This is a genomic window from Bacteroides sp. (assembly GCF_030151085.1).
Taxonomy (GTDB): domain Bacteria; phylum Bacteroidota; class Bacteroidia; order Bacteroidales; family Bacteroidaceae; genus Bacteroides.
In genome coordinates, this window is record NZ_JASLER010000047.1 from 75,201 (window position 1) to 99,885 (window position 24,685).

Below are 24,685 nucleotides of genomic sequence, written 5' to 3' on the forward strand. Positions count from 1 at the left end.
AAAATGATTGATAAAACCAATTAATGCAATAAGAATATGAGTACAAAAAGAGATTATAATTTGGTAGTTGCATGGAAGTACAACCGTAAAGCAATCATGCAGAGAGCTTACGTATATATCCGTAATTATAAGTATTCACTCTCAAGTGCAATGAAAATGGCTTGGTGTGATGCTCAACTTAAAATGGATGAATACAAGTCTTCACTGGTTGCTATTCCTTATGCTCCAAAGCAACTTCCTTTTGGTGCTCTTTATTCTAATCCTTGTGGAAACCTCGCAATGGGATATGTAACAAGATAATATAGAAAAGTATAAACATAAAAAACAACTACAGTCATGGATGAAAAAAAAACAGGTAAGGAAGCTCCATTTTATACAGCTAAGGAGCTTGAAGCTAAAGTGGAAGAGTGCGAGATTATTATAAAGCAGTTGAGAGATGAAAACGACCAGTTGAAGGGACAAATTGAGCAAATTAAAAAAGATAAAGAATCCTTCTCAAAGTACTGGAATGATTCTAGTAATGAGTGTAACAGAGTAAAAGCACAGTTGAAGGCTGTAGTAACCCTGCTTGATAATATCAAGTAGTCTATATATGAGAAAGCCGCAGAAAAGGTCAGTGCTATTACCGGATGCGAAAGCCGTGAGAGTCCGTGATGACAAACGGTTTCTTTACCCTGCACCGGGCAGCTTTACAAATCAAGAGCGCAAGGCTTAGTTTTCGATGCAAACCCTTTGAGAATGTGCCTTCCAGAAACGGAAAATCTGAAAGAGGTTACGAGGTTGAAATGAACCGTTAATCATCCGCACGACAGCGTTACGTCGGTCCAGTCCGGTCTTGAACCTATCCCTTTGATGGGAGACTGGGAACTACAGAGAAGAGTTCTATGACGTATTTAGGTCTTTAGCGATTGGGAAACTGATTAGTTACTATGGATAATAGGCAGCTAAAGAAGTAAGCAGAATTTTAAAATTCGGTCTGCTAAATGCAGATTTTAAATATAGGAGGTGTCATAGCTCAGTTGGTAGAGCAGAGGACTGAAAATCCTTGCGCCCCGGTTCGATTCCGGATGGCACCACAAGTTTTAAATGAAGTGTTTGGAATAATCCCATTACACCACCTAATAATCTTTATGATGAGTACAGAAAAACAAATTTCTAAAGAAGTCCTACTTGAACGACTTAGTAGAATTGATACTACTTGTGACAGAATCCTTGAGGAATTATCCTTAATCAGAAATATCCTTGAAGAGAATGAGGATTCTGTTATCAAAAGATTGAAAGATGCTGCAGATGATTTGTACAGTCAGAGCATTGAATGCCGTGAGTTGATTCAAAGGAATACTCATGGTATAATGAGAATAGAAAGGATTAAAGGAACTTTATAAGATAATAATAATCAATTATATAACCAGTATGGAAGAAAAGAAGAAAAGTATAATGTGCATCATCCGTGAGATGGATTTGGATGCTCAACAGATTTTTCCACTTTCAAAACGTGCTTATCTCTTGAATGTTACATCATATCGGTTAAGAGATAAAGAACCTAGTAAGAAGTGGAGTATTAAATCAGATACAGAAAACGGGATCGTGACCGTTACAAGAACTCAATAGTTTATGAAAGATAGTTTAGATCATTACATTGCTTGCATTTTGCTTGACAACATTATGCGAGTGATGTCTGATATAACATTCGGCAAAGACTTATCAGCTTACATTGTTGGCGGTGAGAAGAAGCTTGTGAGACTTATTGAAGCTGGTGAGATTGAATGTGATAAACCTTGTAATAGTCAGAATGGTAAGTGGTATTGTAATGCAGCCCAAGTTCTGAAACATTGCAGGTGTATGAGAAAGAATTTCAAACCTAATAAATCTAAGAAATGAAAAGAATATTGAAGCAAATCGCGGCTTTTGTACTGGCAATCGCAGTTATTGTTTGCTTAGACACTGAAGCATCCTATATACAGATCGGTGTATCTTTTGCTGTAGCTGCTTTTATAGCTTGTGTGTTTATGTACCAGTGGGATAAGAAAGATAATCAGAAGAAAAGCCCGTGAGGGTGTCTAGTTCATTAATAGTAGTTTCGCACGCTCGGGCTTGTCCCGGGCATTTGCTGGAGTAGCTCAGTTGGTAGAGTGCATGGCGTGTATATGAGAAAAAGGGAATGAATATTATAAGGCGTTCTGATGCCGTTCAGAATAATTGGTAATTCTCCTCAATAGCACTAGAAGTCGTTACATGAGGTCAGCGGTTCAAGTCCGTTCTCCAGTACAAATCAATCAAAAGTTGATTCGCATGAGGAATTTGTATCATTAATCAATCAAAATTTGGCAACGGCGGTTGTCAGCAAATAATCCTCATGTATTACTGGTAGCCTGTGAAGGTGAACTGTTTCATAGTATATTTTCAAGTTAGACAGACCTCCCTACGTGTTGGGGAGGTAAATCACGCATAAAACATAAGGGTTTCCCTAAGAGTATGGAAGGTTGATATTTGTCGGGGAGGGTTCGATACCCTCATGCGTGGCACTTATTACGGGCAATTAGCTCAGTTTGGCAGAGCGATACATGATATTAGTGTTAGTAATTTGTCATGGTATTATTTAAAGGTTTAATTCATGTATAGGTCGTGGTGTTCAAATCCCATATTGTCCACTTTATTGTTTAACCAGAAGCCCTTCCGAAAGGTCGTCCTGTTCAAGGTTCGGGATTTATTTGATTTTATTTTGTCTATTTACAACTATCCCGGTGTGGTTTGAGCACCTATCCGGGAGCTATTTTAAGCCCGTGAGGGTCACTGATTAGTAGTTTTGTCGTATTTTATAATGTGTTAATATTGGTGTATCGTTCGTGAGAATAGTACACCTTTTTTCGAGGGTTTGGCGGAATTGGTAGACGCGCTCAATATCAGAGTTGGTTCAGTGAAAATCTGTATATGAGTAATGTAGGACGCTACACGAAAATAGACACCCAGTGCAGGTTCGAGTCCTGTAATCCTCACAAGCCTTTGGATGGTCGAAGCAGAAATAGAGATAATAAAATTCATTCAGTTTACGGGCGGCTGTGTTGATACAGCTATACACGACTGAAAGAAGCCGAAGAACTGAGTGGATGTTTCTATGATGTAGCTGAAGTTGGTGTTATGTGTTACGCCCCGGAGAATTCGCTTCGGGGCTTTTAATTTGTACTATGAGTGACATTGTATTGAATGAGAGGCAAGAAATGATTATTGCCGGAAAGATATGTCCTTATTGTGGTTTACCTACAGAGTTTACGGATAGCATTGTGGTATATGGTGTCTCTTATGGCATGATTTACCTATGCCGGCAATGTGATGCTTATGTAGGTGTGCATAAAGGAACGAACAAAGCACTCGGACGCTTGGCGCAAAAGTCTCTTAGGAAGTTAAAGCATGAAGCACATGAGTATTTCGATAAGATTTGGATGCTTAAATATATGGGCAGGAAAGATGCTTATGCCTGGTTATCCCGAATACTTGATATACCAGCCGAATACACCCACATAGGAATGTTTTCAGAGGTTACCTGCGAGCGTGTAATCAATTTTAGTAAGCAGCTCCTCAATGACTATAGAGAGAATGATTTGAGTAAAGGTATTGAGCCTAAAACACCTCATTATCCATTATGAAAATGGCGTTAAAATGGCGAAGTTTCTGTTTGTAAAACTTGTCATTAAACGATAACTTTACTGATGTAATCAATTAAAAGTCAAACCAATAAATGTATAATTATGGCAGTAAGTAAAAAGACTGAATCCACTCAACAGAGTGTGGATAATAAGCTTAATTCAATCAGACCGCTATTAGCGACTGAGATTGAATGCAGGGTTGGGACAATGAAGAATGATGGTACTGGGTGCTCATTGCTTCTTTACAAGGATGCAAGGGTAGATATGAGGCTACTTGATGAGGTCTTTGGTCCTATGAATTGGAAACGTACCCACGACGTCGTGAATGGGAACCTTTTCTGTACCCTTTCCATTTGGGATTGTGAAAAGAAAGAGTGGGTGAGCAAGCAGGATGTTGGAACAGAGAGTAACACTGAAAAAGAGAAAGGTCAAGCTAGTGACGCTTTCAAGCGTGCAGGATTCAACTGGGGAATTGGGCGTGAACTTTATACAGGGCCTTTTATATGGATTCCTCTTGACAAGAGCGAGGTATATAAGAAAAATGATTCATACGGACTATATACCAAATTTAAAGTAAAGGATATCAAGTACAATAACCAAAAGGAAGTGATCAGCCTAGTCATTGTAGATAACAAAGATAATGTTCGTTACACTTATGGAGAAACCAAGGAAAAGGTAGTTAAGCCTGTTACCCAAGGTTCAGTCCCTGTATTCACCGGTGCAGAATTAGACCTAGCAATTAAAGCTATGACTGGTGTTAAAAGTCGTCAGGAACTGGAAGCCGTCTGGGCAAATCATTCTGCCTTACATAATAATAACGAGTTCAGAAACATAACAATGACAATGGGTCAGTCATACCCTCCAAATAAATAGAAGTATGATAGAGTTGATTAAATCAAGTGTGGTTTTCAATGAAGAGGACCACACCTATTTTTTAGGTGATAAGCAGTTGGATGGAATAACGGGAATGATTAGCCACCAGTTGTTTCCTAACAAGTACAATAATATTCCTGAGTCTATATTGAAGAAGGCGGCTGAGAAAGGTAGCCGTATTCATGCCCAATGCCAGTTCGTGGATGCGACCGGATTTGCACCTGAGAGTATAGAGGCTGAAAATTATTTGAGTGAGAGAATCAGTGCCGGATACAATGTAGTGGCCAATGAGTATACTGTATCGGATAATGAGCATTTTGCATCTAACATAGACTGTGTGTGGGAGAAGGAAGAAAGAGTAAGCCTTGCCGATATTAAAACCACCTATATGCTTGACAAGGAGTATTTGAGTTGGCAATTATCCATCTATGCGTATTTGTTTGAGATGCAAAATCCATTGCTTAAAGTTGAGAATTTGTATGGCATTTGGTTACGCGGTGATAAATCAGAGTTAGTTCCGGTAGAACGCAAGTCTGATGCAGACATTAAGAAACTTATGGAATGTGAGGTTAACGGTGAGCTGTTCCAATCTAGCGGGCTTATTCCTTCTATGGATAAACAAATCCTTTCTATCCAACTGGTCAATACTATAATTGAGATTGAGGAACAAGCTGCATACATTTCGGAGATACAGAAAGATTGCAAAGAGAAGGTCAAGTCTGCCATGAAAGAGTTTGGTGTGAAGTCCTTTGATTCCGGACGGTTGAAAGTTAGCTATACTCCTGTTTCAGTAAGTAATAGTTTTGATTCAAAGAAATTTCAAAGTGATCACCCGGATTTGTATGCCAAATATTTGAAGACTGCAACTAAATCAGATAGTATTCGTATAACCATTAGAGAAGATAGAAATGAGTGTCAATAAAGTTATTTTGATTGGGCATGTTGGCAAGGAGCCTGATGTGAGAAATCTTGAGGGAGGTACAAAGGTAGCCTCCCTACCACTTGCTACTACTGATAAGGCATACACTTTGACTAACGGTACGCAGGTTCCTGAACGTACGGAATGGCATGATATAGTCCTTTGGAAAGGGCTTGCTGAAACGGTCGAAAAGTATGTTCATAAGGGGGATAAACTTTATATTGAGGGTAAGATAAGAACCCGGAGCTATGAAGATAAGAATGGTATTAAGCGCTATGTGACAGAAATATTTGCTGATAGTATTGAAATGCTTACTCCCAAAAGCCAAGCTACTGCTCCAGTTCCTTCATCTGCTCCACAACAGAGTGATTTGCTCCCATGGGAATACGGACAAACTTCTAATCAATAAAGCTTATGGAACTCCTGCTATTGAATACTATTGAAGGGCTAAAGCCTTGCTATGATAATGATTACGATGAGAAGAAGAAACTCAAGCTCGGAAAGATGTATAAGGCTAAGATTTCAGAACCCCGTAATGTGGACTTTCATCGTAAGTATTTCAAGTTGATAAACTTGGCGTGGGAGTATCAGAAAGAAGTTGTTTGTGAGCATTTTAAAAATGATGTAAGATGCTTTCGTAAAACTGTTGAAGTTGCTGCCGGGCATTGTGATACGGTCTTTAATATGAAACTGAAAGTGTGGATAGATGTACCTAAATCAGTGTCGTTTGAAGAGATGGACGAATTCCAGTTCCGTGAACTCTATGATGCTGTGAAGAGAGTACTTTTCGCAGTATTCCTACGTGATGTTAAAGAGGAAGAGTTTGAGAAGTTTTTAAATTTCTAATATGGATATCTCCAAGACTGATATTCTTGCTATTGAGCGTTTGTTAAGCCAATGCTCTAGTACTATTGAAAAGTATGCACCTGCAATATCTCCCGATCAAGATTTGTGTCGCCGGTGCAAAAAGATGAATAAGAAGTTGAACAAAAAAATACAGAAACATTATGGCTATGCACACGTGGTTTGAGTGTAAAATCCGTTATGAGAAAACAATGCCAAACGGAATGAACAAGAAGGTTACTGAGCCTTATCTTGTGGATGCTCTTAGTTTCACTGAAGCTGAGGCTCGTATTATTGAGGAAATGATGCCTTTTATCACCGGTGAATTTACCGTTTCGGACATCAAACGTGCAAATTACAGTGAGTTATTCCCTAGTGAAGAGGAAACTGCCGACCGTTGGTTCAAATGTAAATTGGTATTCATCACACTGGATGAAAAGAGTGGCGCTGAGAAGAAAACATCTACTTATGTATTAGTACAAGCTGCTGATCTCCGGGATGCAGTGAAGAAGCTTGATGAAGGTATGAAAGGCACTATGGCTGACTATCAGATAGGCTCTGTTTCGGAAACCGCTATCATGGATGTTTATCCCTATGCCGAAAGAAAGGAATTTGAGGATTGTATCAGTGAAGCCGCCAACTCTCCAGTTGTTGGCAAGTTCTTATCTTCTCTTCCTGAAGGCTGCAAAACTTCTGTTGTAGTTGCTGGTAAAGCTGTGGTTATTGATAAGACCGGGAAGAATACCAAGGTTATTCCCAAAGAATCGGCTAATCCTGATAGTGTGCCGAAAAGTAAGAAGTCCGGCAATCAGAAAACCATTAAAAGGAAAGAACCATGAAGTACGATGAATGGCTACAATTAGAAAAACAGAAACCGTCAAGAAAGAAGCCAGCAGATATAGAACACCAAATTCAATGTTCCTGTATCTGCTGGTTTCGTGTTGTACATCCTGATTTAAAACATATGCTATTTGCTGTGCCGAATGGCGGACGCCGCGATAAAGCTACCGGTGCAAAATTGAAAGCAGAAGGTGCACTTGCAGGTGTATCTGATTTGATTCTCCTCATTCCCAAAGGCAACTATGCTTCTTTGTGTATTGAGATGAAAACTCCCGAAGGTACTCAATCAGAATCACAGATTATGTGGCAGAAAGAAATAGAAGCGGCAGGAAGCAAGTATGTTATCTGCCGTTCATTAGATGATTTCATGTCTGAGGTGAATAGTTATTTGAAAGGCTAAATAAGGTATTTAATGTATGGAGCGTAATTCGTTTGTGTTTTATAAAGAATGGATGGAGGCGATTAAGGATTTGCCTGATGATGTCAGGCTGGAGATTTACGAGAGCATTATAGAGTATGCTACAACGGGAAGTGTTCAGGGGTTGAAACCTATGGCAAATCTCGCTTTCAACTTTATAAAGACAAGGATTGACAAGGATACAAAAAAATACATTGGGGTTGTTGAGAGAAACCGTAATAACGGAAACAAGGGTGGTAGACCGAGAAAAGAAACCCAAGAAAACCCAAATAACCCAACAAAACCCACTGGGTTTTCTGGTAACCCAAATAACCTTGATCTTGATTATGATAATGGGGATAATAAATTATCCTCCCCCTTACCCCCATTGGGGGAAAGAGGAGGAAATTATCTTTCTTCTCCCTTATCAAAGAAAGATGGTATTCCACGCAACTATATGGGACTATGCGATAATCTCAAACGGCTGAATATCTCCCAAAAGGAGCAGGAGCTGATAATAACTCTGAGCAATTATGGAGCAATCGGTAACCCTGTTTGGAAATATATTCAGCAATGTTTTGATAGTATAAACAAGCCTACAACAGACAAATCACGTATTAAAGTTCCTGGAAGATACATAATTGCCAAAATGAAAGAAGAACTACATGGAACATAAGTTGAATTTATGAAAGTTACAGTCTATTGGACAACCAAGAAACCGGATATGATTGCACGAATTCGTAAACGGTTTAACCTTTCTGATGGAATGACAGTCAATGGTGAAACAACTGCTGATATAAAAGAGGAAGATCTTCCCGATCTCCGATTGGCTGAGAAGCTAAAATATATCCAAATACGGATAAAGCCTGTATGAAAATGGCGTTAAAATGGCGAAGTTTCTGTTTGTAAAACTTGTCATTAAACGATAACTTTACTGATGTAATCAATTAAAAGTCAAACCAATATTATTTGAATTATGGAAATACAAAACATTAGGATGGACTTGATAACTCCATCACCTTTGAATCCGAGAAAGACATTCGACCAGGCAGCTATCGAGGAACTTGCTGGCAACATTGAAAAACAAGGGTTATTGCAGCCTATTACCGTCAGAGTGTCTAAAGTGGAAGAAGTCACTAATTTGGAAACAGGTGAAGTGACAAATATTCCCTGCTTTTATGAAATAGTTTGCGGTGAGCGTCGTTACCGTGCATCATCTCTTTTGAAAGCAAAAGAAGATGAAGCGAATGTTGCTAAGATAAAAGCTCATCGTAAAAAGTCAGAAGAGTATCAAACGATATCCTGCATTGTTAGAGAGATGACAGATGATGAAGCTTTCGACGCTATGATTACTGAGAATTTGCAGCGCCAAGACGTTGACCCCATCGAAGAAGCTTTCGCCTTTGCACAATTGCTTGACAAAGGGAATACTATCGAAGATATCGCATTGCGGTTTGGTAAGTCAACGAGATTTGTATTTGATCGAGTGAAACTGAATGGTATTATACCGGAGTACAAGAAGAAGTTGAAGGATAACATACTTCCCATCGGTGCAGCAATGATGCTTGCCAAACTGGATGAAGAAACACAAAAGAGTTTTCTTGAAGACCTTGATAGTGATGAAAGAATTTCCACTTCCGAGGTAAAAGAGCTTATAGACCAGTTGTTTCAGAACCTAACCAGTACTCTTTGGAAAGATGATGATAACTGGCCGAACGGTGAGTTCATTGCTTGTTCCGAATGTCAGGACAACACCGCTAATCATGGATGTTTATTCTACGAGATGAACAACACAAAGAACCCAAGGTGTACAAATTCTTCATGTTTCTTGAATAAAAGAGTTGGCTATGTACTGAGAAAGATTCAAGAACTCACAGACATCGTAAAAGCTGATGAAGCACTGGACTTCGGAAAAACAGTCATTATCCAAAATAACCCCGGGCCCTATGTGAGTGATTCAGTAAAGGTGTCCTATTCTGAAATAAAGGCTAAAATAGAGGCTCTCGGATTGAGAATAGTCAATGAGAATGAGTGTTTTAATGGTAAGAGCTGGGCGAATGAGGAACAACTAAAAGAGAAAATCGCAAATAACGAAGTTTATAGATGTATTAAGTTCTTCGAATATAGTATCCCTACATTTCAGATTGTCTATTACAATGTCAAGAGGGACGCTGCATCCAGTACGGCAGCCGTTGCCGACCCAAAAATTGTTGAAGCTGATAAACTGAAAGCACAGTTAACACGGAACAAAGAGATTGCGATTGAAAAAATCACAGAGGAAATGAGAAAATGGGCACAAGAGAAAACTTATTTCAAACGTGCCGGTGAGCTTTCCGTAAATGAACAATTGGCTTTTGATGTAATGATTCTCCGTAATTGTACAGATGCTTATTTGAAGTTATGTGAGCTGAGTAAATATGGTAAAGAATCTGATTTCGTTGCTTATGTTCGTGATAATGCTGCTGATCGGGTACACTGGCACCGGGACTTTATGCGCAATATCTTGTCAAGTGCTGATGTGATGTACTACAAGGATTTGCAGAAATGCCAGAATTTGATTTTTTCAGAGCAATATCCTGATGATTATAAGGAGCTTGGAACGAAGATTGCAACTTCACTGGATAAGAAGCAGAAAAGAATAAATGAGAAGCTTAAAGAATTAGAAAACGATTACACAGAGGAAGCCTAAAGGTTTCCTCTTTTCATTGTATAGATATGAAAAAATGGACAGATGAACAGCTCGCTATTCTTGATGCAGAATATCCGACTGCCGATTTGAAAGAACTTGCTATCCGCTTAGGAAAAGGGGTAATTGCTCTTAGAGCAAAAGCTAAGGTACGGGGGCTACGCCGTTCCTCGAAAACGGAGTTTTGGAACGTGGAAAGAATTAATAAACTTAAGGAATTGTACCCCAATCATACGAACGAAGAGATTGCCGGAATACTTAATTGTTCTTCCTCTGCCGTTTCGGGCAGAGCATTTAAACTAAGGCTATTTAAGTCGAAGGAGTTTCTCTTCAAGTGTGCTTCGAAGAGTTTCTTTCATAAGGGGCATCAACCGGCTAATAAGGGGCGTAAGCAACAAGAATATATGTCAGATGCTCAGATTGAAAAAACGAAGGCTACACGATTTAAAAAGGGAAATTTACCAAAGAATCATAAACCAGTAGGTTATGAGCGTGTAACTAGAGATGGGTATCTTGAGGTGAAGACAGCAGAACCCAATGTGTTTGAATTGAAACATCGGTTGCTTTGGATTGAGCATAATGGTAATATTCCTCCTGGCTACAACGTTCAGTTCAAAGATGGAAACCGACGGAATATCTGTATTGAGAATTTATACTTAATCAGCCGATCCCAACAATTGAAAACTGAAAATTCAATGTATGCTAGGTACCCTGAAGAAGTACAATATCTTATTAAGTTAAAAGGAGCCTTAAATAGGCAAATTAGAAAAGCAACAAAAAAGAATGAACATGAATGATAACGCTATTGATAGATTGAAAGAAATGGTTAAGAAGCCATTCCTTTACCAAAATGAAGAGATTGTTATCCTTGGCTATTGTGATGGTGTTGGTGATGACGGTACAGAGGTTGAAATATATCTGAATAATGGCAAGACACTCGTATTTAGTATGTTTGATTTAGCATCAAAATTAAATCGTTTCCGCTCTATTACTAATACAGTTGTAATATTGGCTAATGAACGTTTGAATAAGGTATCATCTGTGAATCCCACAATATTGAATGATATGAGAGATTTGGTACTTCAACAAATTAAGGATGTGAAGGAGAGTCCTGATAAGGTAAATCAGGCCAAGCAGGTATTCCAAGGTGTTAATACTTTAATAAATCTTGCCAAAACAGAGATGGAATATAGAAAGTATTTGGATTCTCTTGAAGTTAAATAATAGCTAAGTAGATATGATTGATTATAAAGTAGGTGATAAAGTCCATTTTGAAGGCGAACGAAACGCATATACCATTCGTGCTTGTGATTCGAGGTATTTGATATGTACTAAACCGTTTAATCCCCAAAAAACTGTATTATATACTATTGTCGATTTACAGGAGGAAGTACGTGGTACTGAAAATTTAGTCTTTGGCATGGGGTTTGAGACAGATGAAGATTGTCAAGAAGCATTACAGCGTCTCCAGTCTGGAGAAACAGAGATTAGTCACCGGAATAGAATTGAACTTTTATTCAAATAAATTTAATTATGGAAGAAATATGGAAACCAATACCTTTTTTTAAAGGGTACGAGGTTAGTAACAAGAGAAGAGTGCGCAGTCTTCGTTATAAACAGCCTCTCCTTCTAAAGGAACAGGTTTTTGGTGTAGTAGTTATGCGAAGAGAAATGAAGACATATAGAATGAGTATCAATCACCTCCTTTATGGTGCACAACAAAAAATAGACCCTTGTCTTCTGAAAAATCTTGTGATACAGTATGACACTGTTAAAATGGAATTTAAAATATACACAAAAGATGAGTATATTAAAATTCAGCTCGACAAGATGCACCGGGAAGTAGCAATTAATTCTGAGGATGTCGAACTGCATTATCGTAATGTGATTCGTTTTTCCGAATCAATATTACTGGCGTATGAGACAGATGAATGGTCAGAGGTTATAAATGAGATTGTTTCATACAAGCAGTTTGCACTGGAATATATGCAGAAAGCTCGGTTTACTTTTAATAAAGATACAGCTGAAGAAGCTTGGAGTTATGTTCTTGCAGAGTGTATCATTCGAATAAAGAGTAAGAAAGGAAGAATTACTTTTTTAGAAGGATATATAAAACGCATTATTGGAACGTACTTTGGGACTATAAGAGCTGAAAAAAAGAAAGTAATGAGTTATGATGGTATGGATTACTTTAGAGGAATTGATTAACGTAATACTGATTTAATATGAGTAACATAACAATATCAGAAGCAGCGCAGCAATATATTGCAGAGCGCACAGACGTAGCGGGTGGTTACTACGAGTATATTAATGTTATTTCCCAAAAACATGCTTTAGAAGCCGCCGAAATGATAAAGCAGGAAACAAAAGAGAAGTGTCAAACAGCCTTTCGTAATTTCATGCTTAGAGCTACACTCGCAAATGTTTCCGGTGAATCACTTGACTTTGAGAAAGAGTTCGCTGATACTATGAGCCAAATTTAATTAATAACTAACTAAAATAATCCAAATTAAATAGAAGGATTAAAATGGATGAAGTAGAAAAGCTATATGAAAAAATCCTTGATAACGAGGATTGGGAGATGGAAGACCTTGATAAGCTATTAGAACTTACAAAGGCGGAAGGCTATGAATGTGGGAAACTATATTCCAAAGGATTGCTTAGGGAGTGTTATAACATCCTTACTAATTCCACTGGGTTAGATGGGATGAAAGTAATTACTGAAAGCTCATTAACAAGAAGATTAAGAGAAGCTATTAACGAATAACTAATAAGAAATGAACATCTTTAAAAGTAAAGCAAAATGCCCTAAATGTGGCAGTACAAATCTTCATCTAACGGAAATATGTGAAGCATCTACAAGTTTTAGTCAATCAGCCGGATATATTCATAAAGATTCTTCTTATAACGAATTTGGGAGAATAGTTAGGTTAGAAGGGAAATGTGACCGTTGTCATCATGGTTGGATTTTCAGAAATGCAATTCAAATAACAAATGTGATAGAACATCCAGAGAAATTTTAATCAAAACAAGAAAGAAAGGAACATTATGGAAAATCATGGAATGAAAGTAATACACCTAACTGGTGCGGAAAAACAGAGTGGATATGACAGATTGAATTTTGCGGAAGATTTAATACGTCAGCTTCCCGAAAATCATGAGGGAAGAAATACTTGGCTACTCAATTATAGCAACCGGGAAGATGCAAATAAGATGCGTGCCGATAGAGGCATTAAGTGGGATGTGTACCAGCAAGCCGCCGAAGCTGTTAAATAATCCTCAAATCAAGAAAATATGGATGAAAAATATCAGGATGTTCATATCAGGTTTCCTCCTGTGAAATTTGAATGAGATTATACATAGTCTAACCAAATAACCAATCAATTTATGATAACATTGAATAGGCTTGCTCAGAAATGCCTTGACATTATGATGAATCGCTTTAAAATGAATGAATATAGTTCTAAAAAAGCGTTTAGTCTGAGGGTCGAAGCTGTTTGGAGGAAGTTTGATGCTTCGTTACAAAGCCGGACTGATAGTTTACCAAAACATTCTGATGATGAGGAACTGGCAGCCGAAATGATAATATACCTTGTTGCCTATCTTAAGAGATTTGGTTGCAAGAACATTGAGCTGCTTATCAAAGATAAGATGAAGCTTGATGATAAATGTGATTAGGTATTGTTGCTGACTATAAGTGTTGTTGATTTAGTGATGTTGAATAAATAGTTAGTGTATGATAGAAACAATTTCCATTAGCCTCTTGGATTTCAACAAGGGGCAACTCGCTGGGCTTCCAAAAAACCCACGTTTTTTTAGAGATTACCGCTATGAAGCGATGAAGAGAAGTATATCTGATTGTCCGGAAATGCTTGAGCTTCGCGAATTAATTATATTTCCCCATGATGGCAGGTTCATAGTCGTCTGTGGAAATCTTCGGTTACGGGCCTGCAAGGAGCTCGGATATAAAGAGGTGCCTTGTAAAGTCCTTCCTCCTGAAACATCTGTAAAGAAACTTAGAGAGTACGCTACTAAGGATAACGTTAATTTCGGTGAGAACGATATGGATGTTATGCAAAGTGAGTGGGACAGGAATGAGTTACAGGATTGGGGCATAGAATTCGCTCCTGAAAAGGAAGTTGATGAGTTTAAAGACAGGTTCGATGGAATTACAGACGACAATGCGATTTATCCTCTCATTCCAAAATATGATGAGAAGCATGAGTTGTTCATTATCATTTCTAGTAACGAGGTCGATAGTAATTGGCTCCGTGAAACATTGGATATGCAGCGCATGAAATCCTATAAGACCGGGAATATAAGCAAATCAAATGTAATTGATATCAAAGATGTTCGCCATGCCCTGCAAAATCGTAATACCAAGTCATAAGAGACACGATCGGGTGTTTGCTAAGAAGTTGGTAATTGACCCGATTATTTGCGTGGCTGAGAGCCAAGCAGACGTTTACCAGCAATTCAATCCGGATTGTGAAATAGTTACCCATCCTGATGATGTGATAGGGCTTATTCCTAAGCGTAATTGGATGGCGAAGCATTTTGGTGAGTTATTCATGCTCGATGATGATGTGCATGCCTGTAAAGCCATCTATGCAGTTAAGGGTGAACCATGCCGGGTGAAGGATAGGGAAAAGATAACCCACATTATCCAGTCGCTATATGAAATGGCTACTCTTATGGATATTCATCTATTTGGTTTTACTTCTCGGATATCTCCTGTGATGTATGATGAGACTGGCTTTCTTTCTCTTTCCAAAATGATAACCGGTTGTTCGTATGGTGTTATCTACAACAAAAATACTTGGTGGAACGAGGAAATAAGGCTTAAGGAGGATTTTTGGATAAGTTGCTATATGAAGTATAAGGAGCGCCGGATATTGACGGACCTACGCTATAATTTTGAGCAGAAGAATACTTTTGTTAATGCTGGCGGTTTGGCTTCCATCCGTAACCAAGAAGAGGAACGACGCTCTATTCTTTTCATAAAAAAAAGCTTCGGTGACAGCATTCAGTTAAAGAGTGCAACCAATAACGGTAAGGATAAAACCAAACAGCTAGTTCAGTATAATATCACCTGTAAATTCAAATTCTGAATAGCTTGAAAATGGCGTTAAAATGGCGAAGTTTCTGTTTGCTAAACTTGTCATTTTATGATAACTTTACTGATGTAATCAATTAAGAGATAATCATTTAAAAATTTGATTTATGATAATTAGAACTGTTGGAGGCTATGATTTTTTTGAGGTTTCTTCTGCCATGCAAAAGGCTATTCGTAGAGCAGATGTTGCAGTAGCCGGTTTTTTTGCATTGGAATTGTGGACCAGTGGATATCGTGATTATGTGTGGAAACGCCTCTATACCATTAGTGCCGAAGATTGCCATGGTGTACTGACCAAAGAGATAGAAGCCTTATGGCAAGGGCATGAACTTGTAAATAAGAAGGTAGATGAACCTAAAGGGCGCATATTCGTAAGTAAAGCAGTTATCCTCTTGTGTGAATGTGACAAGTGCCGGGATGCTGATCACTTACAAAATCTTGTTTATGACAGAAAGTGTGTTGATATAGAAAAGTGGATTGAAGATGTTAGGAGAAATCCGATTCCTATTCCTGCTTACACATTTGATGTACATACTCGAAAAGGGAAAAAGCAAGGACGGACCAAAGAGGAATTCTTCAGGAATGAATTTGAGGCGTTGAAGCCACGAGTTCCTGGATTATTTGATGATTTGGTTCCTGCCGATCAACCGAAATTATTTAATGATGAACCCACAGCATGAGGCTGTGGGTTTTCTATAAAAGTCAAACCAATAAAAAAGTGAATTATGAACAGAAAGGAAAAGCAAGCAGCTAGAGCTGAAAGATGTAGAGGACTTGCATATAAGGCAAATCAGCAATCAACGGATGCCTATAATCAGAGTCACAAAATGGTTGAAAATATACCATTTGGGCAACCTATACTTGTGGGGCATCATTCAGAGAGAGGACACCGTAATCTATTAGTACGTTCTTGGAACACTATGGGTAAATCAGTGAAACTTAGTAAGAAAGCAGAATACTATGAGCGTAAAGCAGAAGCTGCCGAAAATAACGATAATATCTATTTAGAAGATGATGATGCTGTAGATCGTTTACAGGAAAAGATTAATAGTTTGGAGAAAGCTCAACTTATGATGAAAGCTGCAAACAAGATTGTCCGTAATACAAAGCTATCGGATGCTGCCAAAATAGAGCAACTTCATGAACTTGGTTATTCAACTGATAAAGCCCCATTACTTTTGAAGCCCAATTATGCCGGCTGTATTGGTTTTCCTTCTTACTCATTATCAAATAACAACGCCCGTATTCACGATGCTAAGACACGTTTAGAGCGTGCTAAGCAGCTGAAAGCTACTGCAACTAAGGAATATACCATTAATGGTGTTCGAGTGGTAGAGAATACAGAGGATAATCGTTTGCAACTATTCTTTAATTCTATACCCAGTGCAGAAATGCGGTCAAACTTAAAACATAACGGCTTTCGTTGGTCTCCAACAAACGGATGTTGGCAATCATACTTGAAATGCTGGCAGATAGACTGTGCAAAAGCTTTATTGAATACTAAATCTGAATAGTCATGGGCGAATTATTGATAAAAGAAACCTCATTACAAAGGATAATGAGGAAAACGGGGCGTAAACCTATACAATGTAAATGCAATCTTTGCAAACAGCAGTGTCATACTCCATGTCTCGGCACTCCTGAGGATATTGAAAAGTTAATAGATGCTGGTTATGCAGACAGATTGGCTTTAACCCAGTGGGCTGCCGGCATTTATTTAGGAGTTACTACAGATATTATTCCTATGATTCAACCTGTTGCCGGTAATGAGTTTTGTGCCTTTTTTGAAAATGGACTTTGTGTATTGCATGATGAAGGACTTAAGCCTACTGAGGGGCGTCTATCCCACCACTCAATCAGGCTGGATAATTTCAAACCTTCTAAGAGTATAGGGTGGAATGTTGCCAAAGAATGGATTCTTGAGGAAAATTCGGAGATTATAGCTAGGGTTATCATAAAGTATGTAAAAGCAGCTAAATTGGAATAAATGAATCATGAAAACAGTAAATAGTCTATCAGGTGGAAAGACTTCTTCATATATTGCAATTCATTATCCTGCTGACATTGAGGTCTTCGCTCTTTGCTGTATTGACTGCCATAATGCAGGCAGAGATTTAGATAGGAAATTGATACAAATGGCAAATGATAAATTGCAGAAATATTGCAACCATATGCCTGAATTCGTAGCCACGTCAGAAGATCCCAAAATACTGAAAGTAATGTTTGACCTTGAACAGAAAATTGGTCGGGAGATTATTTGGGTACGTGGGATGGGATGGGAACAAATGATAAAAACATTCCATTGCATTCCCAATCGGACAAAACGGATTTGTACATCGGTACTCAAAATGCAACCTATATTTGAATTTCTTTTTAAGTATCACGAACTTCCTGTTAAAATGAGGATAGGATATAGATATGATGAGCTAGAGCGTGCAGAGCGTTTAAATAATATATTCAAGTATGCTTATAAATGCGAATGGAGAGAAAAATCAGTGCGCTGGGTGAATCGGTGGAAGGAAATCGAATGGAGGATTGGTGAATTTCCACTCATAGATAATAAGATAACCCATTACCAAATCAAACAATATTGGGAAGACAAGGATATTGATTTTCCACTAGACTCTAACTGCCTTAATTGCTTTTGGAAACCGGAAGCACAACTACGGAAAAACTTTGAGACTTCAAACCCGGTTATGTGGTGGGCAACAATAATGGAGGATATGAACGGGCATACGTTTAAAGATAAATATTCCTTGCGACAGATCGAACAGTTACCAATCCAAACCGATTTTTGCTTTGGAACTAGCTCTGGATGTCAAGCAGGGTTTTGTACAGACTAATTGATATTAAAGAATAAAGCTGTTGTTGTTGTTTCATCAGTAGCTTTATTGTCATATCTTCTTGTGTTTCCTGTTTATCCTTTTCTTGGGGATACTATTTGATTAGTACGGATTCTTTAACAACAAAAATTAATTCTTTTAAGAGTTCCGTTTTCGTACTTTCTTCTATTTTCCTATTTCTCTCCATTTTCTCGCTTATAGGAATTGTGTGCAAAAAAAGTTGCTATAAGTGCAAAGTATACTGAGTATACAGCATTTATTACATCGAATGCGACTGCTTTATCACTTAACTTTAACCAGCTAAAATATATGATGAATAGTGATAGTGGGGATATGATGATTAAAATTAGTACAACTTCTTTGGAAGGAAATAGTAACCTTTTTGCCATATTTATAAATGTAAGTATGATATTTTTTAGTGTTAAATGAAACATGGGGCAAAGATATATAGAATGCCACTACACGATGACAATATAGCTGCTTTTAATTTCGTTATCTTCTATTTTTTTATTTCCTTATTCTTCAGCCATTTCACAATCGTCTCATTCGACAATGGTGTGAGTACTCTATGCCTCAGATGATAATAAATTCACTAAACTAACCTTATGTTCTGGGCTCAGTTGTATTCAGTGATGTAGTTGGGACATCGTACTACGAGGTTTGATTGGAAATAGCGTTGCGCCAGCTCATTGAAGTAAATTTGAATCAAACTTATTCTTATTGTAGATATATTTCATGTTATTTCAATGTCAATAGAAAAGATTTGATTGATTCTAATTCATATATGTAATTTTCGATAGATTCAATAAAACTATTTCCAGCTCTTTTTACTTCTTCTGGAAAGTTGGGATGGTTGAATCTTTTTAACTCATTGATATTTGTTTTCCATACAAGTATGTTTTGTTCCATTATTTCTATATTTGTATCTAAGGTCTCATTCATTGGCATTACGGGGCTAATTGAGAGCAGTTTTATGAAGTAATGACATGCAATAAAATAGTTTTCTATGAATAACTTTGATGCAGAAATAAGCCTTTTTTGAGATGTGTATAAAACTCTTGATAGAGTAATTGGATTAGGTTTTTTAATTTGTGTTTGTAATTCCTCCCTAAACTGGCTAAAACATCTATTAACATCTTTAGCTGAGCGATTTGCTTCTCTAAAACAAAGAATAGATTCTTCATAAGACAAATTTGATTGATCATAATCTAAAAGAATTGCAGGTACATAGTTTGTCACAATGTCTTCTAACTCATTTTTTATCTCATTGGTTAAAATTTTATTTGGATAAATTTCTATCTTTCTATTTTTCTTGGTATTGATTATACTTGTCTGTTTTACTTGCTCCCAAATTATTTGTTTATCATCAGGATCAATAAATAACAGTAGTACAGGTCTGTCCGAAGTCATCCAGTATCTGAAATGCCAATCGTCTATTAAAAAAGTAATCTTGTTGTTTGTCTTAATTTTTTGGTAGCTTTTACCTGACTTTATTTGTAGGGCAATATGCTTACCTGTATATTTCCTATTTGTTTTGATTTCAACGTCAGCATCAATACCACAATCCACTGGGTATCGATTTCGTAAAGTCCATCCAAATTCTTTACTAAGAAAGTATTGAATATAGGCAACTCCTGCAACATCTGTATCATTTGTATCCATGTTATTATTCATTATTTTATCGAACATACACTTTATATATACAAAGTTAATAGTTTTTCCCTAATTATTATTTAGCCGAAACGAAATTTCACTAAGATCCGTTGATAGTAGTGTGAAATTACTTTAGAACTAACTAATATTTCATTTTTACAAAGTAAACTATATAATTAATACCTATGGAAACAAAAAGTTTAAGAATCAGAAATCTGGTAAAATATAAGTTGGAATTGGTAGAAGTTAACTCTGTTTGTCCTTTAGGAATAACTATCGAAGGCTTTGCCAGTAAAACTGATAATCCAAATAATCCAACGACTGCAAGGATTATCCCCAAAGAAGATATTCATTCTATACCTTTGTCTGAACAGTTATTATTTGATATAGGGTTGATACCTACAAAAGAGGACGGTTATAAACTCTATTATTTGCCCAACAGAAGGGTCACCTTCTTTGTTGTGGAAGAAGATGGTCTTTTTTATATGGGGATGACTGATTTGGAAAGACCACGAAGGATTACGATTCAAGGTCTTACTTCTATTCATGAACTTCAAAATGCTTACTTTACAATCTATGGAGAAGAGTTATTGTCATGAATAAAGTGAAAATAAAGCCGCTGCGGTCTTTCTGTTTGCGGCTTTTGAAATTTATCATGCTGGAATAATATCCAATTTATAGTTCAGATTTGCTAATATAGCCCTTTTAAAGTTTACTACATTAAAATTATGTTGTTTGAGCATTTTTCTGAGTTTACAAATATCTTCTTCGGTACAACTACAGCCAAAGACCATATCTATTAAAGCTTCTTTTTTGAATTCAATCAAAGAAGGACTAGTATTAGATTTAATAATCCTAATTTCTTTTTCATATTCCCATTCTTTACTTTTAGTTGAGTATTGTTTGTAAATGAAATTTTCTGCTTCTGAAAATTTGTAAGAAGTGATTTTATCATTGTATTCAACCTTTACAGGAATTGAAAAAAAATTTAAGTCTTTAATTAAATCAAACTTAAGGCATATTCCTTTATGGCTATTAGCGTAATGAGACCACATTTTTATATTATCACCAATTTCAGAGAAACAAGTAATTGCTGTTTTTTTATCAAAATTTGCATAGAGTGAATGTGCCATTTTTTGCATTTCAGAAATATCCATAGCTTTTTTACTGACTTCTATATTTTGCTCCTGCACTGGTAAATTCGAAAATCCGAAAAAACTGGATATATCTTCATAGGAAAAGTTGTATTGGATAAATGCTTTACCATCATAAGGATCATTAAAATTTGAAGTTGAATTGAATTTTATAGAATTAGTTTGTATTATTTTTATTGCAGATTGAATGTCTACATACTTGTAGACATATCTAGGGATAATACCATTTTCTATCCCTTTTATGATTGCAGAGTATTTCATATATTGGTTCATAATAGTTACATTAATATTTGAGTTGAGTAATGTCTGCTATATTCTTATTTACTACCGAGAAGTTTTCTAAACTCTCTTTCAATTTCTAGTAGTAATGTGGAAAATAAATAAACATAAGGATAATGTATCCTTCCATTTTTGATAAATGGGAGGCGGCTTTTTTTATTCTGGCGGCAAAGTTCATGAGAGATCTCGCAAGTACTGTCGTTAATAATCATTCCATCTAAAGCTGAATTTATTTGTTCTGCTAGTTTTTCCGAAAAATAGATTTTGTTAGATAAAAAATACTCTTTTGCTACATTTAGGGATTCTCTTATTTTGCTACATTTAATAGTATAATGACTTTTAAGTGGTCCAGGTGTTGTGTCTATAATTGGCGCTATATTTTTTTCCCATTCATCCAAAAGATTATTAAGCTTTGCCATTTTCTGATAAAGTTCTTTTATAACCAATGCCCTTTCCCTATGAAGTTGAGTAAAAACAACTTCAGATCGACTTTTTTTTATGTCTAACCATGTTTTTACCCCTTGTTGAATGGTAAAAGTGATGAGTGCAACAACGGCACTCCATGATAAATATTCATTCATATTGATAACTCTTTTTATAAAAACAAGCAAATTGTATCTTCATTTTCATAGCATGTATATTCAATGTATTAGCGTGGTAAAAATAGTGTTTTTTTATATAATTGACAATTAAAAGTAACTAAAAATAAAAAGTTTCTAGTATCTTTATTTCTGAGTAGAGCATAAAATAATCGCTGCTTTTTATTACAAAAAGTCAGGTTCTCTGGTTTTAGGAGTTGATTAATTAATACGATATTCAACGATCGTATTGATAGAGTTAAAGGTTGTTTTCACAGAGAAGGCATTTAAACTCGCCTTTTTCAATCATTTGTTCAGCTTTCTTGTATATGAAATATCTTGTAGATATGATATTTAGGTTATTTCTAATTGTATCTACTTTGCTTTTTCCATCTTGCCTTTTTATCATAGATTTTAGAGCGAAGTTAAATATGCAATTAGTGCATTTAAGATGTGAAGGGAGCAAGTCGTTCCATTTTTCCTTGAATTCTATTTCTGAATAATAGCCTTTCAGGAAAGCTAGTATATCCTCTGCTTTTTCCATGTCTTTTATCATGGTACAGGGACATTTTTCTAATTGCTCGAACATACTTCTCATAGTTGTAAACAGACTATCAGAAGTTCCAAATTAAATAAAGGTTGCGCCTCATACACTTCTTTTTTATTGGCATAGGCACAAAAAAGCGTGCCAAATCCAACATTTGCATTCTTGAGGTGCAGCTAATAATCGAGTAATGTGCTTAAACTGAACAGGCACGCATATCGCTGTAAACAACATACGTACTACTGTTCAGTTTAAGCACATTACTCGATTATTAGCTGCTTTCAAGAATGTTAAACTGAACTATTATCTAAAAAATGAGACTTAGACGCTCTAAGTATCGCTGCAAATATAGTTATTTTTTTAATTTAACATATTTCGGGTGTGTAAGAATGTCCTTACATGCCTTTTTTATTAACTAAAATCAGATTAAGATATGAAGATGATTGTAACCGGCAGTGCAGGCTTTATAGGCAAAGTTCTCTGCCATGAGTTGAGAAAACGTGCTGTTGAAGTAATTGAGATTGACCGTTTGACCGGGCAGGAGGCATCTGCTATCAGCGAGTATTTAAAATCAGGTGATATCATGTGTGTGTTTCATCTGGCAGCACAAACCAGTGTATTTAATGATGATTTAGTCCAAATCCGGCAAGATAACATTGATACCTTTATGGTGGTTGCTGATACTTGTGAGCAGTATCATGTAAAGTTAGTATATGCAAGCTCTTCAACTGCCAATCCTGAAAATACTACGTCGATGTACGGTATTAGCAAGTACTTCGACGAGCAATACGCATCCATCTATTGTAAGAATGCAACTGGTGTTCGGCTTCATAATGTATATGGTCCGAACCCTCGTAATAGAACTCTTCTCTGGTACCTGTTAAATCGGGATAAAGTGGAGCTGTACAATTACGGCCAGAACATCCGTTGCTTTACTTACATTGATGATGTGATTGAAGGGCTTATCTGTGCCGTGGGCTGCAATAAGCCTTTAATTAACATTGCAAACCGCCAACCGGTGACTGTAGAGTATTTTGCCAATCTCGTAAAACGATACAAAAACGTTGATATAGAGCTGATTGGTAAGAAACTGGATTTTGACAATTTGGAGCAATCGGTAAACGGCTCTGTGTTTTTAGTACCTTTGTCTTATACCTCTGTTGAGGTAGGAGTGAAAAAAGTCTTTGATGAAGAGAAGGGGAAAGATATGTCGCATTGATGACTGGGACGAGCCGGTAGCGGTAAAAGGTAGAAGCTGGTCCCACAATGAGCGCTTTTGCGATTTGAAAGAAAGGATAGTGCTTCACAAGAAAGGTGATATCTATTATATTTCTCAGTTTACCCGTTCCAAAACCGGCACCAGTTTTTTAGAAATCAAACGATCGGAGGAACTTGCATCACTCTTTGCAGAAAGGGCATGTGAGTTTCTTCGTCGTTTCGTTGTAGGGGGCTATGATGATTGGTGTATTGTGACAACGCCAAGGCGTAGACATTACGACGGCTTTCATTTTGCGACCTCAGTATGTTGCAAAATAGCGGAAGCGGTGAGTATACCTTTCTATGTGGGTGCAATACAATGTTTGACTAAGAACAGGTTGAATCCTGAGTTTTTTCTTCTCCGGCCAATCAAAGAGCAAAGGATAATAGTGTACGATGATATAGTAACAACCGGCAGCACGTTGCTTGCCACCTACGAGTTATTGAAGGATAGGAACCAACTACTTTTTCTCGTAGGTATTAATAACAACTGATATGAGAAAGAAGGTAGATAAACCATTGACCTTAAAGCAAGATAACTTCTGCCAGTATTATGTCGATACTGATGGCAATGCAAGTGAAGCATATCGTATGGCTTATGATGCTTCCAAGATGAAACCTGAGACTATTTGGAGTGCAGCAAGCAGACTTATTGCAGACAGCAAGGTCAGTGCAAGGATAAATGAAATAAGAGAACAGCGTGCCAAGGAATCAGAAGTAAAGCGTGAAGTCGTCGAAAAGGTTCTCATGGATATAATCATGGCTGACCCTAGCGATTTGTTCATATACGACCATGTTAAAGATAAGGTTGTGATAAAGGCACCCGGCCAATTACCCAAGAAACTACGCAATGCTTTGAAGAAGATTTCGAATAAGAGAAGTGGGGTTACGTACGAGTTTAATGGTAAAACTGAAGCTGCCCGGTTGCTTGGTGCATGGAATGGCTGGGATGCTCCAAAGAAAATAGATTTAACTAATGGTATGGCAAAAGTAGGTGAACTTCGTATTGGATTCGATGATGAGAAGGAAACAGAAAAATAGAACAATAAAATTGATAAT

The 24,685-nt window shown here is 37.0% G+C and carries 38 protein-coding genes and 3 tRNA genes; 37 read left to right on the forward strand and 4 right to left on the reverse strand.

All coding sequences use genetic code 11. From position 1 onward, the window contains the following. The first annotated feature begins 36 nt into the window (after positions 1 to 36). The 33 genes from Q1W14_RS09020 (at position 37) to Q1W14_RS09180 (ending at position 18,161) form a co-directional block, all read left to right on the forward strand. Entirely contained in the window at positions 37 to 300 is a 264-nt protein-coding gene (locus tag Q1W14_RS09020; protein ID WP_300700918.1) for a hypothetical protein, read from the forward strand. 36 nt (positions 301 to 336) lie between these two features. Beyond that, a complete protein-coding gene (locus Q1W14_RS09025; protein WP_300700920.1) occupies positions 337 to 585 on the forward strand; it encodes a hypothetical protein in 249 nt (82 codons plus the stop codon). A 419-nt stretch (positions 586 to 1,004) separates the two neighbouring features. After that, positions 1,005 to 1,076: transfer RNA gene (locus tag Q1W14_RS09030), tRNA-Phe, on the forward strand. A gap of 54 nt (positions 1,077 to 1,130) precedes the next feature. Continuing rightward, the gene (locus Q1W14_RS09035) at positions 1,131 to 1,385 is read left to right on the forward strand and encodes a hypothetical protein (RefSeq protein WP_300700922.1); all 255 of its coding nucleotides are present in this window, start codon (positions 1,131 to 1,133) and stop codon (positions 1,383 to 1,385) included. 28 nt (positions 1,386 to 1,413) lie between these two features. Further along, on the forward strand, positions 1,414 to 1,611 hold the full coding sequence (locus Q1W14_RS09040; RefSeq protein ID WP_300700924.1) for a hypothetical protein: 198 nt from the start codon (positions 1,414 to 1,416) through the stop codon (positions 1,609 to 1,611). A 3-nt stretch (positions 1,612 to 1,614) separates the two neighbouring features. Further along, positions 1,615 to 1,881, forward strand: coding sequence for a hypothetical protein (locus Q1W14_RS09045; RefSeq protein ID WP_300700926.1), 267 nt, complete (start codon positions 1,615 to 1,617; stop codon positions 1,879 to 1,881). Next, positions 1,878 to 2,054 (forward strand): hypothetical protein, encoded by a 177-nt coding sequence (locus Q1W14_RS09050; RefSeq protein ID WP_300700927.1) that lies wholly within the window; start codon positions 1,878 to 1,880, stop codon positions 2,052 to 2,054. Before Q1W14_RS09045 ends, Q1W14_RS09050 begins: the two co-directional genes overlap by 4 nt. Positions 2,055 to 2,533: 479 nt before the next feature. Next, a tRNA-OTHER gene (locus Q1W14_RS09055) sits at positions 2,534 to 2,651 on the forward strand. Positions 2,652 to 2,869: 218 nt separating this feature from the next. After that, positions 2,870 to 2,996, forward strand: a tRNA-OTHER gene (locus tag Q1W14_RS09060). Positions 2,997 to 3,185: 189 nt separating this feature from the next. Then, positions 3,186 to 3,644, forward strand: a complete 459-nt coding sequence (locus Q1W14_RS09065) for a zinc-finger-containing protein (protein WP_300700929.1) — start codon at positions 3,186 to 3,188, stop codon at positions 3,642 to 3,644. 102 nt (positions 3,645 to 3,746) lie between these two features. Next, the gene (locus Q1W14_RS09070) at positions 3,747 to 4,517 is read left to right on the forward strand and encodes a hypothetical protein (protein ID WP_300700931.1); all 771 of its coding nucleotides are present in this window, start codon (positions 3,747 to 3,749) and stop codon (positions 4,515 to 4,517) included. A 4-nt stretch (positions 4,518 to 4,521) separates the two neighbouring features. Then, positions 4,522 to 5,439 (forward strand): hypothetical protein, encoded by a 918-nt coding sequence (locus Q1W14_RS09075; protein WP_300700933.1) that lies wholly within the window; start codon positions 4,522 to 4,524, stop codon positions 5,437 to 5,439. After that, complete coding sequence (gene ssb, locus Q1W14_RS09080; protein WP_300700934.1) at positions 5,426 to 5,845, forward strand: single-stranded DNA-binding protein; 420 nt, start codon at positions 5,426 to 5,428, stop codon at positions 5,843 to 5,845. Before Q1W14_RS09075 ends, ssb begins: the two co-directional genes overlap by 14 nt. 5 nt (positions 5,846 to 5,850) lie before the next feature. Beyond that, on the forward strand, positions 5,851 to 6,282 hold the full coding sequence (locus Q1W14_RS09085) for a DUF1367 family protein (protein ID WP_300700936.1): 432 nt from the start codon (positions 5,851 to 5,853) through the stop codon (positions 6,280 to 6,282). Positions 6,283 to 6,449: 167 nt separating this feature from the next. Further along, on the forward strand, positions 6,450 to 7,118 hold the full coding sequence (locus Q1W14_RS09090) for a DUF4494 domain-containing protein (RefSeq protein ID WP_300701041.1): 669 nt from the start codon (positions 6,450 to 6,452) through the stop codon (positions 7,116 to 7,118). After that, a complete protein-coding gene (locus tag Q1W14_RS09095; RefSeq protein WP_300700938.1) occupies positions 7,115 to 7,519 on the forward strand; it encodes a VRR-NUC domain-containing protein in 405 nt (134 codons plus the stop codon). Before Q1W14_RS09090 ends, Q1W14_RS09095 begins: the two co-directional genes overlap by 4 nt. A gap of 16 nt (positions 7,520 to 7,535) precedes the next feature. Beyond that, on the forward strand, positions 7,536 to 8,192 hold the full coding sequence (locus Q1W14_RS09100; RefSeq protein ID WP_300700940.1) for a DUF6291 domain-containing protein: 657 nt from the start codon (positions 7,536 to 7,538) through the stop codon (positions 8,190 to 8,192). 9 nt (positions 8,193 to 8,201) lie between these two features. Continuing rightward, positions 8,202 to 8,390, forward strand: coding sequence for a hypothetical protein (locus Q1W14_RS09105; RefSeq protein ID WP_300700941.1), 189 nt, complete (start codon positions 8,202 to 8,204; stop codon positions 8,388 to 8,390). 102 nt (positions 8,391 to 8,492) lie between these two features. Beyond that, complete coding sequence (locus Q1W14_RS09110) at positions 8,493 to 10,205, forward strand: ParB N-terminal domain-containing protein (RefSeq protein ID WP_300700942.1); 1,713 nt, start codon at positions 8,493 to 8,495, stop codon at positions 10,203 to 10,205. 26 nt (positions 10,206 to 10,231) lie between these two features. After that, positions 10,232 to 10,999 (forward strand): HNH endonuclease signature motif containing protein, encoded by a 768-nt coding sequence (locus Q1W14_RS09115; RefSeq protein ID WP_300700943.1) that lies wholly within the window; start codon positions 10,232 to 10,234, stop codon positions 10,997 to 10,999. Next, positions 10,992 to 11,426: a hypothetical protein gene (locus Q1W14_RS09120; RefSeq protein WP_300700944.1), complete on the forward strand. Its 435-nt coding sequence runs from the start codon at positions 10,992 to 10,994 to the stop codon at positions 11,424 to 11,426. The genes Q1W14_RS09115 and Q1W14_RS09120 overlap by 8 nt, the downstream gene beginning before the upstream one ends. 13 nt (positions 11,427 to 11,439) lie before the next feature. After that, positions 11,440 to 11,727 carry a hypothetical protein gene (locus tag Q1W14_RS09125; protein WP_300700946.1) on the forward strand — a complete coding sequence of 96 codons (288 nt, stop codon included), beginning with the start codon at positions 11,440 to 11,442 and terminating at the stop codon, positions 11,725 to 11,727. Between the two features lie 8 nt (positions 11,728 to 11,735). Next, entirely contained in the window at positions 11,736 to 12,410 is a 675-nt protein-coding gene (locus tag Q1W14_RS09130) for an NUMOD4 domain-containing protein (RefSeq protein ID WP_300700948.1), read from the forward strand. A gap of 17 nt (positions 12,411 to 12,427) precedes the next feature. Next, positions 12,428 to 12,685, forward strand: a complete 258-nt coding sequence (locus Q1W14_RS09135) for a hypothetical protein (protein ID WP_300700950.1) — start codon at positions 12,428 to 12,430, stop codon at positions 12,683 to 12,685. Positions 12,686 to 12,729: 44 nt separating this feature from the next. Then, entirely contained in the window at positions 12,730 to 12,969 is a 240-nt protein-coding gene (locus Q1W14_RS09140; RefSeq protein WP_300700952.1) for a hypothetical protein, read from the forward strand. Between the two features lie 281 nt (positions 12,970 to 13,250). After that, entirely contained in the window at positions 13,251 to 13,478 is a 228-nt protein-coding gene (locus Q1W14_RS09145) for a hypothetical protein (RefSeq protein WP_300700954.1), read from the forward strand. A gap of 111 nt (positions 13,479 to 13,589) precedes the next feature. Then, entirely contained in the window at positions 13,590 to 13,880 is a 291-nt protein-coding gene (locus Q1W14_RS09150; RefSeq protein WP_300700956.1) for a hypothetical protein, read from the forward strand. Between the two features lie 58 nt (positions 13,881 to 13,938). Continuing rightward, positions 13,939 to 14,592 carry a ParB N-terminal domain-containing protein gene (locus tag Q1W14_RS09155; RefSeq protein WP_300700958.1) on the forward strand — a complete coding sequence of 218 codons (654 nt, stop codon included), beginning with the start codon at positions 13,939 to 13,941 and terminating at the stop codon, positions 14,590 to 14,592. After that, positions 14,561 to 15,313 carry a hypothetical protein gene (locus tag Q1W14_RS09160; RefSeq protein WP_300700960.1) on the forward strand — a complete coding sequence of 251 codons (753 nt, stop codon included), beginning with the start codon at positions 14,561 to 14,563 and terminating at the stop codon, positions 15,311 to 15,313. The genes Q1W14_RS09155 and Q1W14_RS09160 overlap by 32 nt, the downstream gene beginning before the upstream one ends. A gap of 112 nt (positions 15,314 to 15,425) precedes the next feature. Next, positions 15,426 to 15,998 carry a hypothetical protein gene (locus Q1W14_RS09165; protein WP_300700962.1) on the forward strand — a complete coding sequence of 191 codons (573 nt, stop codon included), beginning with the start codon at positions 15,426 to 15,428 and terminating at the stop codon, positions 15,996 to 15,998. Positions 15,999 to 16,043: 45 nt separating this feature from the next. Next, entirely contained in the window at positions 16,044 to 16,832 is a 789-nt protein-coding gene (locus Q1W14_RS09170) for a DUF3560 domain-containing protein (protein WP_300700964.1), read from the forward strand. 2 nt (positions 16,833 to 16,834) lie between these two features. Continuing rightward, a complete protein-coding gene (locus Q1W14_RS09175) occupies positions 16,835 to 17,305 on the forward strand; it encodes a hypothetical protein (RefSeq protein ID WP_300700965.1) in 471 nt (156 codons plus the stop codon). A 7-nt stretch (positions 17,306 to 17,312) separates the two neighbouring features. Continuing rightward, complete coding sequence (locus Q1W14_RS09180; RefSeq protein ID WP_300700966.1) at positions 17,313 to 18,161, forward strand: hypothetical protein; 849 nt, start codon at positions 17,313 to 17,315, stop codon at positions 18,159 to 18,161. Between the two features lie 738 nt (positions 18,162 to 18,899). On the opposite strand, the gene Q1W14_RS09185 is transcribed toward Q1W14_RS09180, so the two are convergent. Continuing rightward, positions 18,900 to 19,823 carry a DUF4365 domain-containing protein gene (locus tag Q1W14_RS09185; protein ID WP_300700968.1) on the reverse strand — a complete coding sequence of 308 codons (924 nt, stop codon included), beginning with the start codon at positions 19,821 to 19,823 and terminating at the stop codon, positions 18,900 to 18,902. Between the two features lie 176 nt (positions 19,824 to 19,999). On the opposite strand from Q1W14_RS09185, the gene Q1W14_RS09190 reads away from it, so the two are divergent. After that, positions 20,000 to 20,413: a hypothetical protein gene (locus Q1W14_RS09190; protein ID WP_300700970.1), complete on the forward strand. Its 414-nt coding sequence runs from the start codon at positions 20,000 to 20,002 to the stop codon at positions 20,411 to 20,413. 54 nt (positions 20,414 to 20,467) lie between these two features. Here the strand turns inward: Q1W14_RS09190 and Q1W14_RS09195 are convergent, their stop codons facing one another. The 3 genes from Q1W14_RS09195 to Q1W14_RS09205 form a co-directional block, all read right to left on the reverse strand. Next, positions 20,468 to 21,241, reverse strand: coding sequence for a DUF2971 domain-containing protein (locus Q1W14_RS09195; RefSeq protein WP_300700972.1), 774 nt, complete (start codon positions 21,239 to 21,241; stop codon positions 20,468 to 20,470). Between the two features lie 44 nt (positions 21,242 to 21,285). Then, entirely contained in the window at positions 21,286 to 21,828 is a 543-nt protein-coding gene (locus Q1W14_RS09200) for a hypothetical protein (protein ID WP_300700974.1), read from the reverse strand. A gap of 256 nt (positions 21,829 to 22,084) precedes the next feature. Next, positions 22,085 to 22,381, reverse strand: a complete 297-nt coding sequence (locus Q1W14_RS09205; RefSeq protein ID WP_300700976.1) for a hypothetical protein — start codon at positions 22,379 to 22,381, stop codon at positions 22,085 to 22,087. Positions 22,382 to 22,802: 421 nt separating this feature from the next. Between Q1W14_RS09205 and Q1W14_RS09210 the strand changes: the two genes are divergently transcribed. The 3 genes from Q1W14_RS09210 to Q1W14_RS09220 are packed head-to-tail and all read left to right on the forward strand — an operon-like array spanning position 22,803 to position 24,667. Then, positions 22,803 to 23,588: an NAD(P)-dependent oxidoreductase gene (locus Q1W14_RS09210; RefSeq protein WP_300700978.1), complete on the forward strand. Its 786-nt coding sequence runs from the start codon at positions 22,803 to 22,805 to the stop codon at positions 23,586 to 23,588. Further along, the gene (locus tag Q1W14_RS09215; RefSeq protein WP_300700980.1) at positions 23,557 to 24,120 is read left to right on the forward strand and encodes a phosphoribosyltransferase; all 564 of its coding nucleotides are present in this window, start codon (positions 23,557 to 23,559) and stop codon (positions 24,118 to 24,120) included. The genes Q1W14_RS09210 and Q1W14_RS09215 overlap by 32 nt, the downstream gene beginning before the upstream one ends. A gap of 1 nt (position 24,121) precedes the next feature. Continuing rightward, on the forward strand, positions 24,122 to 24,667 hold the full coding sequence (locus Q1W14_RS09220; RefSeq protein WP_300700982.1) for a terminase small subunit: 546 nt from the start codon (positions 24,122 to 24,124) through the stop codon (positions 24,665 to 24,667). The last annotated feature ends 18 nt before the right edge of the window (positions 24,668 to 24,685 follow it).

Bases quoted from the DNA above. Each gene is read 5' to 3' on its own strand.
- Q1W14_RS09020 (WP_300700918.1), top strand. From the start codon at position 37: ATGAGTACAAAAAGAGATTATAATTTGGTAGTTGCATGGAAGTACAAC.
- Q1W14_RS09025 (WP_300700920.1), top strand. From the start codon at position 337: ATGGATGAAAAAAAAACAGGTAAGGAAGCTCCATTTTATACAGCTAAG.
- Q1W14_RS09035 (WP_300700922.1), top strand. From the start codon at position 1,131: ATGATGAGTACAGAAAAACAAATTTCTAAAGAAGTCCTACTTGAACGA.
- Q1W14_RS09040 (WP_300700924.1), top strand. From the start codon at position 1,414: ATGGAAGAAAAGAAGAAAAGTATAATGTGCATCATCCGTGAGATGGAT.
- Q1W14_RS09045 (WP_300700926.1), top strand. From the start codon at position 1,615: ATGAAAGATAGTTTAGATCATTACATTGCTTGCATTTTGCTTGACAAC.
- Q1W14_RS09050 (WP_300700927.1), top strand. From the start codon at position 1,878: ATGAAAAGAATATTGAAGCAAATCGCGGCTTTTGTACTGGCAATCGCA.
- Q1W14_RS09065 (WP_300700929.1), top strand. From the start codon at position 3,186: ATGAGTGACATTGTATTGAATGAGAGGCAAGAAATGATTATTGCCGGA.
- Q1W14_RS09070 (WP_300700931.1), top strand. From the start codon at position 3,747: ATGGCAGTAAGTAAAAAGACTGAATCCACTCAACAGAGTGTGGATAAT.
- Q1W14_RS09075 (WP_300700933.1), top strand. From the start codon at position 4,522: ATGATAGAGTTGATTAAATCAAGTGTGGTTTTCAATGAAGAGGACCAC.
- ssb (WP_300700934.1), top strand. From the start codon at position 5,426: ATGAGTGTCAATAAAGTTATTTTGATTGGGCATGTTGGCAAGGAGCCT.
- Q1W14_RS09085 (WP_300700936.1), top strand. From the start codon at position 5,851: ATGGAACTCCTGCTATTGAATACTATTGAAGGGCTAAAGCCTTGCTAT.
- Q1W14_RS09090 (WP_300701041.1), top strand. From the start codon at position 6,450: ATGCACACGTGGTTTGAGTGTAAAATCCGTTATGAGAAAACAATGCCA.
- Q1W14_RS09095 (WP_300700938.1), top strand. From the start codon at position 7,115: ATGAAGTACGATGAATGGCTACAATTAGAAAAACAGAAACCGTCAAGA.
- Q1W14_RS09100 (WP_300700940.1), top strand. From the start codon at position 7,536: ATGGAGCGTAATTCGTTTGTGTTTTATAAAGAATGGATGGAGGCGATT.
- Q1W14_RS09105 (WP_300700941.1), top strand. From the start codon at position 8,202: ATGAAAGTTACAGTCTATTGGACAACCAAGAAACCGGATATGATTGCA.
- Q1W14_RS09110 (WP_300700942.1), top strand. From the start codon at position 8,493: ATGGAAATACAAAACATTAGGATGGACTTGATAACTCCATCACCTTTG.
- Q1W14_RS09115 (WP_300700943.1), top strand. From the start codon at position 10,232: ATGAAAAAATGGACAGATGAACAGCTCGCTATTCTTGATGCAGAATAT.
- Q1W14_RS09120 (WP_300700944.1), top strand. From the start codon at position 10,992: ATGAATGATAACGCTATTGATAGATTGAAAGAAATGGTTAAGAAGCCA.
- Q1W14_RS09125 (WP_300700946.1), top strand. From the start codon at position 11,440: ATGATTGATTATAAAGTAGGTGATAAAGTCCATTTTGAAGGCGAACGA.
- Q1W14_RS09130 (WP_300700948.1), top strand. From the start codon at position 11,736: ATGGAAGAAATATGGAAACCAATACCTTTTTTTAAAGGGTACGAGGTT.
- Q1W14_RS09135 (WP_300700950.1), top strand. From the start codon at position 12,428: ATGAGTAACATAACAATATCAGAAGCAGCGCAGCAATATATTGCAGAG.
- Q1W14_RS09140 (WP_300700952.1), top strand. From the start codon at position 12,730: ATGGATGAAGTAGAAAAGCTATATGAAAAAATCCTTGATAACGAGGAT.
- Q1W14_RS09145 (WP_300700954.1), top strand. From the start codon at position 13,251: ATGGAAAATCATGGAATGAAAGTAATACACCTAACTGGTGCGGAAAAA.
- Q1W14_RS09150 (WP_300700956.1), top strand. From the start codon at position 13,590: ATGATAACATTGAATAGGCTTGCTCAGAAATGCCTTGACATTATGATG.
- Q1W14_RS09155 (WP_300700958.1), top strand. From the start codon at position 13,939: ATGATAGAAACAATTTCCATTAGCCTCTTGGATTTCAACAAGGGGCAA.
- Q1W14_RS09160 (WP_300700960.1), top strand. From the start codon at position 14,561: ATGCCCTGCAAAATCGTAATACCAAGTCATAAGAGACACGATCGGGTG.
- Q1W14_RS09165 (WP_300700962.1), top strand. From the start codon at position 15,426: ATGATAATTAGAACTGTTGGAGGCTATGATTTTTTTGAGGTTTCTTCT.
- Q1W14_RS09170 (WP_300700964.1), top strand. From the start codon at position 16,044: ATGAACAGAAAGGAAAAGCAAGCAGCTAGAGCTGAAAGATGTAGAGGA.
- Q1W14_RS09175 (WP_300700965.1), top strand. From the start codon at position 16,835: ATGGGCGAATTATTGATAAAAGAAACCTCATTACAAAGGATAATGAGG.
- Q1W14_RS09180 (WP_300700966.1), top strand. From the start codon at position 17,313: ATGAAAACAGTAAATAGTCTATCAGGTGGAAAGACTTCTTCATATATT.
- Q1W14_RS09185 (WP_300700968.1), bottom strand. From the start codon at position 19,823: ATGGATACAAATGATACAGATGTTGCAGGAGTTGCCTATATTCAATAC.
- Q1W14_RS09190 (WP_300700970.1), top strand. From the start codon at position 20,000: ATGGAAACAAAAAGTTTAAGAATCAGAAATCTGGTAAAATATAAGTTG.
- Q1W14_RS09195 (WP_300700972.1), bottom strand. From the start codon at position 21,241: ATGAACCAATATATGAAATACTCTGCAATCATAAAAGGGATAGAAAAT.
- Q1W14_RS09200 (WP_300700974.1), bottom strand. From the start codon at position 21,828: ATGAATGAATATTTATCATGGAGTGCCGTTGTTGCACTCATCACTTTT.
- Q1W14_RS09205 (WP_300700976.1), bottom strand. From the start codon at position 22,381: ATGATAAAAGACATGGAAAAAGCAGAGGATATACTAGCTTTCCTGAAA.
- Q1W14_RS09210 (WP_300700978.1), top strand. From the start codon at position 22,803: ATGAAGATGATTGTAACCGGCAGTGCAGGCTTTATAGGCAAAGTTCTC.
- Q1W14_RS09215 (WP_300700980.1), top strand. From the start codon at position 23,557: ATGAAGAGAAGGGGAAAGATATGTCGCATTGATGACTGGGACGAGCCG.
- Q1W14_RS09220 (WP_300700982.1), top strand. From the start codon at position 24,122: ATGAGAAAGAAGGTAGATAAACCATTGACCTTAAAGCAAGATAACTTC.